This window comes from Mesorhizobium sp. M0854 (genome assembly GCF_040319815.1).
GTDB lineage: Bacteria > Pseudomonadota > Alphaproteobacteria > Rhizobiales > Rhizobiaceae > Mesorhizobium.
The window spans coordinates 85971-92425 of the sequence record NZ_JAMYOL010000019.1 but is presented as its reverse complement, the minus strand read 5'-3'; the positions used below and the strand labels follow the sequence as shown (position 1 = coordinate 92425).

Genomic DNA, 6455 nt, shown 5'->3' with positions numbered 1-6455 from the left:
GGGAGGGGTTAGGGGTGGGGGTACGTCGTAGAGCGAAAGCCTCGGCTTTCCATCTGCAATAGCCCTGCCCATTGTGGGGGGAGATCAGCAGTTTCAGTCGTCCGCTTAGCTTTTGGCCGCCGCGAGCTTGTCTTGCGTCTTGGTCTCGAAATCGCTGGCGTCATGGCGCTCGTGCAGCTGCATCGAAGGCTCGCCGAAGGTGCGGTTGACCATGCGGCCGCGCTTGACCGCCGGCCGCGCGTCGATGGCGTCGGCCCAGCGCTGCACGTTCTTGTACTGCTCCACCTGCAGGAACTCGCCGGAATCGTCATACATACGGCCCTTGGCCAGCCCGCCATACCAGGGCCACACCGCAATGTCGGCAATCGTATAGTCGCTGCCGCCTAAATACTCGCTTTCGGCGAGGCGTCGGTCGAGCACGTCCATCTGCCGCTTGGTTTCCATGGCGAAGCGGTCGATGGCATATTCGATCTTCGTCGGCGCATAGGCGTAGAAATGGCCGAAGCCGCCACCGAGATAGGGCGCCGAGCCCATCTGCCAGAACAGCCATGACAGCGTCTCGGCGCGAGCCGGCTGCTCCGTCGGCAGGAATTCGCCGAATTTTTCGGCGAGGTAGAGCAGGATCGAGCCGGATTCGAAGATGCGGACCGGCTTTTTCCCACTGCGATCCATCATGGCCGGGATCTTCGAGTTGGGGTTGACCTCGACGAAGCCGCTGCCGAACTGGTCGCCGTCGTTGATCCTGATAAGCCAGGCGTCGTATTCGGCGCCGCTGTGGCCGAGCGCCAGAAGTTCCTCCAGCATGATCGTCACCTTGACGCCGTTCGGTGTCGCCAGCGAATAAAGCTGCAGCGGATGCTTGCCGACCGGCAGTTTCTTGTCATGCGTCGGGCCGGCGATCGGCCGGTTGATGCTGGCGAAAGCGCCGCCATTTGCCTTGTTCCAGGTCCAGACTTTTGGCGGCGTGTATTGGTCCGTTGCGTAGTCGTTCATTTGGGAGGCCTTTGGAAGGGTCGGGTTGGGAGGATATCAGATATCAACGTGGGCAATGGCGGAGGAACTTTGCATAGGGCAGCTTGGGATAGCCGTAGGTACAGATAGGGCTGCCGGCGCTGTTGCAAAACCCCGGCGCGAACGGCGCGGCGCCGGTCCACGCCAAAGCCGGCGCCACCTCTTGCGCCTGATCACCTGCGCCATACCTATAGCCCATATCAGCTGCGAACATTGCCAGGAACCAAAGCATGAATATCGAACCCCTTTTGCGATCCATCGTGGCCGTCCGCGCCACCGTGCCAGAGGACGCCTTCACGGCAAATACACTTGGCACCCGCCGCGAGGGCAGTGGCGTGGTCATCCGCGGCGACGGGCTGGTACTCACCATCGGCTATCTCATCACCGAGGCCGAGGAGGTCTGGCTGGCCGACCAGGACGGGCGCGTCGTTCCCGCCCATGCGCTCGCCTACGACCAGGAGTCGGGCTTCGGCCTGGTGCAGGCGCTGGCGCCGCTTGGGCTGCCCGCCATTGCGCTCGGCGATGCGTCCAGGGCCAAGATCGGCGATCCCGTCGTGCTCGCCGACGGCGTCGGCCGCTCCGTGCGGGCGCGGATCGTCACCAAGCAGGAATTCGCCGGCTATTGGGAATATCTGCTCGACGAGGCGATCTTCACGGCGCCGGCTCACCCCTCATGGGGCGGCGCCGGCCTCATCGGCGCGGATGGCAGGCTGCTCGGCATCGGTTCACTGCGCCTGCAGATGAGCCGCAACGGCGAGGTCGCCGACATCAACATGGTGGTGCCGATCGATCTTCTGCCGCCCATCCTCGACGATCTGCTGACGCGCGGGCAGGTCGCCAGGCCGCCGCGGCCGTGGCTCGGCGCCTTCTCGGCCGAGAGCGACGGCAAGGTCGTGGTGATGAGCGTCGCCGAGGGCGGTCCAGCCGCCCAGGCGGGCCTTCGCCAAGGCGATGTCATCTCGGATGTCCGCGACACGGCGGTCGATGGGCTTGCCGATTTTTATCGCAAGCTTTGGAAGAGCGGCCCGGCGGGTGCCGAGATCCCGCTCCGGGTGCTGCGCGATGGCCGCGAAACCTGGCTGCGCGTCAAGTCCGCCGATCGCAACAGCCTGCTGTGGAAGCCGCCGCTGCAGTGAGGCAACCGAAACCTCTCACTCTCCGCAAGCGCTGAAGCCAGTGCCCGGGGTCCATTCCGCAAATGCGATGACCTTGCCTTCGACCGATACGGTCGCTTGCCTGGTGCTGCCGTCCGCCAGCTTCTTGCTGCTTTTGCCCTTGCCGGTCAGCACATTGTAGTCGCAGTCGCCGGCAACATTGTCGTCCATGTAATCCCAATAATCGTAGGCAAAACCGGCGACGACGAACGTGCCGTTGCGCCAGGCGAGCGTCAGCGTCTTATTGGTCCGCTCGCTGCCGATCTCCATCGCCGGAACATAGAGCTTGATCGAACCGTTGGGGAGCGCGGTGAGTTCGGGCTCGGTGTCGGATGTGGCGGGGCCCGGCCGGTCATAATCCTTCCATTCGCCGTAAATCTGTTCATGCACGACCCCGGCAGGTTTTAGAAAATCGCCATCGCGATCCTTGAGGAAAAAATACATGTCCATGGGATGGCCGGGCTCGGTCTCCACGATCATCGCCAGATCGGCGGCGCCGTCGCCGTTCCAGTCGCCGGTCGCCGCCGTGATGATCTTCTGCGTCTCGATCGGTTCTGCCAGGGCGGAGGCCGGCAGCAGCAGGACCAGACCGAATATTGCCGATCGCATGTAGATCCCCCCGCGCTTGGGCAGGCCTGAGAGCACGCTTCTCAGGAGGCCCGGCTCTGCCGCGTCTCGGAACGGCTCGTCTCGTTGAGCAGACGGCAGAGCGAAACCGCTTCACGACGGCTCAGGCCGATCAGCGCGATTTGCGAAAATTGCGCCGGCAGATCGTGAACGATGTCCCACACCATCCATCGGCCGTTCGGCTCCATGACACATTCGTAGCGCAATAATTGTTCCTGCATCCGACCCCCCGGCTTTGCTCATCGGACTGGTACAGCGTCGAGGTAAATGAGTTGTTGCGCCGCGAGAGTATTCCGCGGCTGTCAAAACCAGGCGTTGAATCCCCACAGGGGCGAACCCGACAGGTCACGGCTGACGGTGCCGATACTCTCGACAAGGCGGCAGGGAACGGCGGCCGCCGCCAGAGTTGGATCAGGCGTTGCGGCTCGCCATGTGCGCGTCGAGCTTCCTCCTCGAGGGGCCGTAACGCTTGATGATGGTCGCGGCCTCGCTTTGCGGTATGCCGTATTTGCGGGCAAAGGCAGCGACCTCGTAAGGCTCTTCGCCTGAGACCAGTTTGCGATCCTGCTTGGTCTTGGATTTGTCGTCGGCCATGGCGTCCTCCATCACATCTGGTCGTTATAGGGCTCCTTGGTCCGGCCGACCATCCTGGCCAGTTCGGCAAAGGACGGTACGCCGGTTTCACCCTGGGCATTGTTGGCCGCCTGCAGCAGCCTGAGCGGAAAGCAGACGGCGTCGCGGTTGGATGGCGACATGTCTTCATAGAGACGCTCCTCGCTGGTCATCGCCGCCTCGGCCCGGCGCAACGCCATGTCGACCTCGTCGACCGACAGCAGGCCCTTGTGGACCAGCGCGTTGTTGACGGCCGCGATCGCCATCATCAATCCTTCGAGCTGGAGATTGGCGACGTTCATCGTCTTGCGTCCTTGCCGGGCTTCTTGGCGGTGGCCTTGCCGTCTGGCCGGATCGCTGCGCGCGGCGGGTTCTGGCCCTCCGAATGCAGGGTCCTGTCGTCGAAATCGTCAGCCGGCCTAGTCAATCCCATGCCGCCGGGAGGTGGCTTGTTGCCGGCCGCATCCTGCGAAAATTCGTCGGCCGCGTCGCGGCTCGTCTTTGCCGGATATTTCCTCGCTCCGGTCTCGTAGCGGTTCGGGTCGTCGGCCATGTCCTGTGCTCCCGTTGCAATGAGCAGATAACTTTCATGCGGCGGCAGCGGTTCCGTGGCGAAATCGACCTTGCCGGTGCGCAAGCCTTCGCAATCTGCGACCACGACTACGAGGATTGCCCGAAGCGCAGAACCGATGCCGGACGGCAGAAGCAGACGCCAGGCAACGCGTCCCAGCCCGCAGCCGCGGCTGCAGGGGAAATCGGCTGGCCACCCTGAACCACCCGCCGGTCCGGCCGGCTGCCCCGAAGGTCTTTCCATATCCAGAGGATTGCAATGCCGCCACTATTGTGGGCAAAAGCAGCACGGGCAATCAGGTTGGGGTGGGGTGATGACCGAAACGCAAGGCAATTCAAGCCGTCCGAAGGGCAAGCCGGGGATGGCATCGGGGTCGATCGGTTCCGGCCTGATCGCACTCGTCATCGTGGCGCTCGGCGTCTTTGCGCTGTTTGGATCCTGGTACACGATCGATCAGGGCGACCGCGGCGTGCTTTTGACCAACGGAGCGCTGAGTTCGGTCGTTGATCCCGGACTGCATTTCAAGCTGCCGTGGTTACAGCGTGTCGAGAAGATCAGCCTGCGCCAGCAGGTGCTCAAATGGGGCTGCGAGAACCAGAACGATTGCAGCGGCCTGCCGGCCATGCAGGCCTATTCGCGCGACCAGCAGCCGGCCGACATGCGCGTCACCGTCAATTTCCACGTGCCGGCCGCCGAAGTCAGCAACGTCTACACCAATTATGGATCGATCGAGGCACTGGCCGACCGTGTCATTGCCAGGAAGGCACCGCAGGAGATCAAGACGGTGTTCGGCCAGTACGACGCGGTGTCGGTTATCCAGAACCGGGCGAAGTTCAACAAGGACGTCGCCGAGGCCATCGCGGCGGTAACCGACGGCCCGGTGATGATCGACAGCGTGCAGGTCGAGAACATCGACTTCTCCGATGCCTACGAGCAGGCGGTCGAAGCCAGGATGACGGCGCAGGTCGAGGTGCAGAAGCAGGAACAGAACCTGCAGCAGGAAAAGATCAAGGCCGATATCGCCGTCACCCAGGCCAAGGGCCGCGCCGACAGCGTCAAGGCCGAAGCCGAGGCCAGCGCCTACAAGACCAGGGTCGAAGGCGATGCGACCGCGGGCGCCATCAAGGCTCGCGCCGCCGCAATCGCCAACAATCCGCTGCTGGTCGAACTGACCAAGGCGGAGAGATGGAACGGCGAATTGCCGAAGTCGATGATCCCTGGCTCGACCGTACCGTTCCTCGAACTCAGCACGCCTGCCGCAGCATCGAACTGAGGCGCGGCGCAAACCAGATCAGGGCGGCGGCGCGATAGCCGTCCTGGTGCGGTTACGGCTGAAGCACGGCGCCTCGGGCGATTGCTTGCGTTTGACCTAGAAAAGCTGTCAGCAGCTCCATTCCCGCCGGCCAGTCGCCGAGCCCGCTGTCGCCATTGATGTGGCCAAGCGGTCCGGCGATATGGAGATCGCTGCCCCATCGCTCGGATTTCGCCCTGGCATAGTCCAGCGAGCCGTAGGGATCGTTAGTGCTGGCGACAATCAGCGACGGAAAGCGAAGCCGTTGTTGCGGTGCGTCGGCGAAGGCCCGGGCGGAGGAGGGGAAGGCCGGCGACGCAGGGTCCGGAACCGCGACCAGCAACGCGCCGCCGATAGAGCGGCGGGAGATCCGCTGCCAGTGTACGACGAGCAGACAGCCGAGGCTATGGGCGACGAGCACCGGCGGTGTCCTTGCCTGGCATACAGCGGTTTCCAGCGCAGCCACCCAGTCGTCGAGGTTCGGCGCGTCCCAACTCGCCGGGTTGAACCGCCGCATCGCCGGGTTTGCCTGCTGCCAACGTGTCTGCCAGTGGGCTTTGCCCGATCCGCCGATGCCCGGCACAATGATGAAGTCGGTCATGCGAAGCCCTTCTTTCCTGATGCAGCGCGTGCAATTCTAGGTCTTCTCCCAGGTGGCGGAATGAGAGATCATCGGAAAGCAGCGACGAAATCCGATGGATTAAAGGGCGATCATGCGGAACGGCGATTATCGGCCAAGGCTCGACCCCACCGATCTGGCGATCATTGAGATCATGCAGGAGGATGGCCGCATCGGCATCTCCGAGCTTGGCCGCCGCGTCGGACTGTCCCAGCCCGCCACCTCGGAACGGGTGAAGCGGCTGGAGGAGCGCGGGGTCATCACCGGTTACAAGGCGGTGATCAATTCGGCAGCGCTCGGGCTCGGCACCATGGCGGTCATCCGCCTGCGCACCACGCATGAGCATATCCAGGCCTGCCTGAAGAAGTTCGCCCAATTGCCGGAGGTGGTCGAGGTGCTGCGGGTGACCGGCGAGGACTGTTTTCTGGTCAAGGTCGTGGTCCCGTCACCGCCCGATCTTGAAAGCATCGTCGACAGCATCGGCCACTACGGCACGGTGACGACAAATGTGGTTCTGCGCGCCGAGCAACCGAAGCGGCTGGGACGCGAATTGATGACCAGGGCCTGACC

11 protein-coding genes are annotated in these 6455 nt (G+C 63.5%); 3 read left to right on the top strand and 8 right to left on the bottom strand.

Annotated elements, in window-relative coordinates; translation table 11 throughout:
- Window positions 1-105: 105 nt before the first annotated feature.
- Window positions 106-993, bottom strand: a complete 888-nt coding sequence (gene yghU, locus NKH99_RS24015; protein ID WP_352453698.1) for a glutathione-dependent disulfide-bond oxidoreductase — start codon at window positions 991-993, stop codon at window positions 106-108.
- Window positions 994-1036: 43 nt separating this feature from the next.
- A complete protein-coding gene (locus NKH99_RS24010; RefSeq protein ID WP_352981255.1) occupies window positions 1037-1243 on the bottom strand; it encodes a hypothetical protein in 207 nt (68 codons plus the stop codon).
- On the opposite strand from NKH99_RS24010, the gene NKH99_RS24005 reads away from it, so the two are divergent.
- Window positions 1242-2147, top strand: a complete 906-nt coding sequence (locus tag NKH99_RS24005; RefSeq protein WP_023675699.1) for a S1C family serine protease — start codon at window positions 1242-1244, stop codon at window positions 2145-2147. The two genes, NKH99_RS24010 and NKH99_RS24005, sit on opposite strands and share 2 nt — an antisense overlap.
- Before the next feature lie 15 nt (window positions 2148-2162).
- Here NKH99_RS24005 and NKH99_RS24000 read toward each other — a convergent pair whose 3' ends face one another.
- The 5 genes from NKH99_RS24000 to NKH99_RS23980 all read right to left on the bottom strand — a co-directional run bounded on the left by NKH99_RS24000 (window position 2163) and on the right by NKH99_RS23980 (window position 4218).
- Window positions 2163-2774 (bottom strand): hypothetical protein, encoded by a 612-nt coding sequence (locus NKH99_RS24000; RefSeq protein ID WP_353015890.1) that lies wholly within the window; start codon window positions 2772-2774, stop codon window positions 2163-2165.
- A gap of 41 nt (window positions 2775-2815) precedes the next feature.
- Window positions 2816-3013: a hypothetical protein gene (locus NKH99_RS23995; RefSeq protein WP_352472094.1), complete on the bottom strand. Its 198-nt coding sequence runs from the start codon at window positions 3011-3013 to the stop codon at window positions 2816-2818.
- A 190-nt stretch (window positions 3014-3203) separates the two neighbouring features.
- Entirely contained in the window at window positions 3204-3386 is a 183-nt protein-coding gene (locus NKH99_RS23990) for a DUF3606 domain-containing protein (protein ID WP_023675702.1), read from the bottom strand.
- 11 nt (window positions 3387-3397) lie between these two features.
- Window positions 3398-3706 (bottom strand): hypothetical protein, encoded by a 309-nt coding sequence (locus NKH99_RS23985; protein WP_352472092.1) that lies wholly within the window; start codon window positions 3704-3706, stop codon window positions 3398-3400.
- Entirely contained in the window at window positions 3703-4218 is a 516-nt protein-coding gene (locus tag NKH99_RS23980) for a hypothetical protein (RefSeq protein WP_352981253.1), read from the bottom strand. Before NKH99_RS23980 ends, NKH99_RS23985 begins: the two co-directional genes overlap by 4 nt.
- A 70-nt stretch (window positions 4219-4288) precedes the next feature.
- Here NKH99_RS23980 and NKH99_RS23975 point away from each other — a divergent pair, with 70 nt between their 5' ends.
- On the top strand, window positions 4289-5248 hold the full coding sequence (locus NKH99_RS23975; protein WP_353015888.1) for a prohibitin family protein: 960 nt from the start codon (window positions 4289-4291) through the stop codon (window positions 5246-5248).
- A 52-nt stretch (window positions 5249-5300) separates the two neighbouring features.
- Here NKH99_RS23975 and NKH99_RS23970 read toward each other — a convergent pair whose 3' ends face one another.
- Window positions 5301-5867, bottom strand: a complete 567-nt coding sequence (locus tag NKH99_RS23970; RefSeq protein ID WP_353015885.1) for an RBBP9/YdeN family alpha/beta hydrolase — start codon at window positions 5865-5867, stop codon at window positions 5301-5303.
- A gap of 112 nt (window positions 5868-5979) precedes the next feature.
- On the opposite strand from NKH99_RS23970, the gene NKH99_RS23965 reads away from it, so the two are divergent.
- A complete protein-coding gene (locus tag NKH99_RS23965; RefSeq protein ID WP_352453704.1) occupies window positions 5980-6453 on the top strand; it encodes an Lrp/AsnC family transcriptional regulator in 474 nt (157 codons plus the stop codon).
- Window positions 6454-6455: the final 2 nt, after the last annotated feature.

Bases quoted from the DNA above. Each gene is read 5' to 3' on its own strand.
- yghU (WP_352453698.1), bottom strand. From the start codon at position 993: ATGAACGACTACGCAACGGACCAATACACGCCGCCAAAAGTCTGGACC.
- NKH99_RS24005 (WP_023675699.1), top strand. From the start codon at position 1,242: ATGAATATCGAACCCCTTTTGCGATCCATCGTGGCCGTCCGCGCCACC.
- NKH99_RS24010 (WP_352981255.1), bottom strand. From the start codon at position 1,243: ATGCTTTGGTTCCTGGCAATGTTCGCAGCTGATATGGGCTATAGGTAT.
- NKH99_RS24000 (WP_353015890.1), bottom strand. From the start codon at position 2,774: ATGCGATCGGCAATATTCGGTCTGGTCCTGCTGCTGCCGGCCTCCGCC.
- NKH99_RS23995 (WP_352472094.1), bottom strand. From the start codon at position 3,013: ATGCAGGAACAATTATTGCGCTACGAATGTGTCATGGAGCCGAACGGC.
- NKH99_RS23990 (WP_023675702.1), bottom strand. From the start codon at position 3,386: ATGGCCGACGACAAATCCAAGACCAAGCAGGATCGCAAACTGGTCTCA.
- NKH99_RS23985 (WP_352472092.1), bottom strand. From the start codon at position 3,706: ATGAACGTCGCCAATCTCCAGCTCGAAGGATTGATGATGGCGATCGCG.
- NKH99_RS23980 (WP_352981253.1), bottom strand. From the start codon at position 4,218: ATGGAAAGACCTTCGGGGCAGCCGGCCGGACCGGCGGGTGGTTCAGGG.
- NKH99_RS23975 (WP_353015888.1), top strand. From the start codon at position 4,289: ATGACCGAAACGCAAGGCAATTCAAGCCGTCCGAAGGGCAAGCCGGGG.
- NKH99_RS23970 (WP_353015885.1), bottom strand. From the start codon at position 5,867: ATGACCGACTTCATCATTGTGCCGGGCATCGGCGGATCGGGCAAAGCC.
- NKH99_RS23965 (WP_352453704.1), top strand. From the start codon at position 5,980: ATGCGGAACGGCGATTATCGGCCAAGGCTCGACCCCACCGATCTGGCG.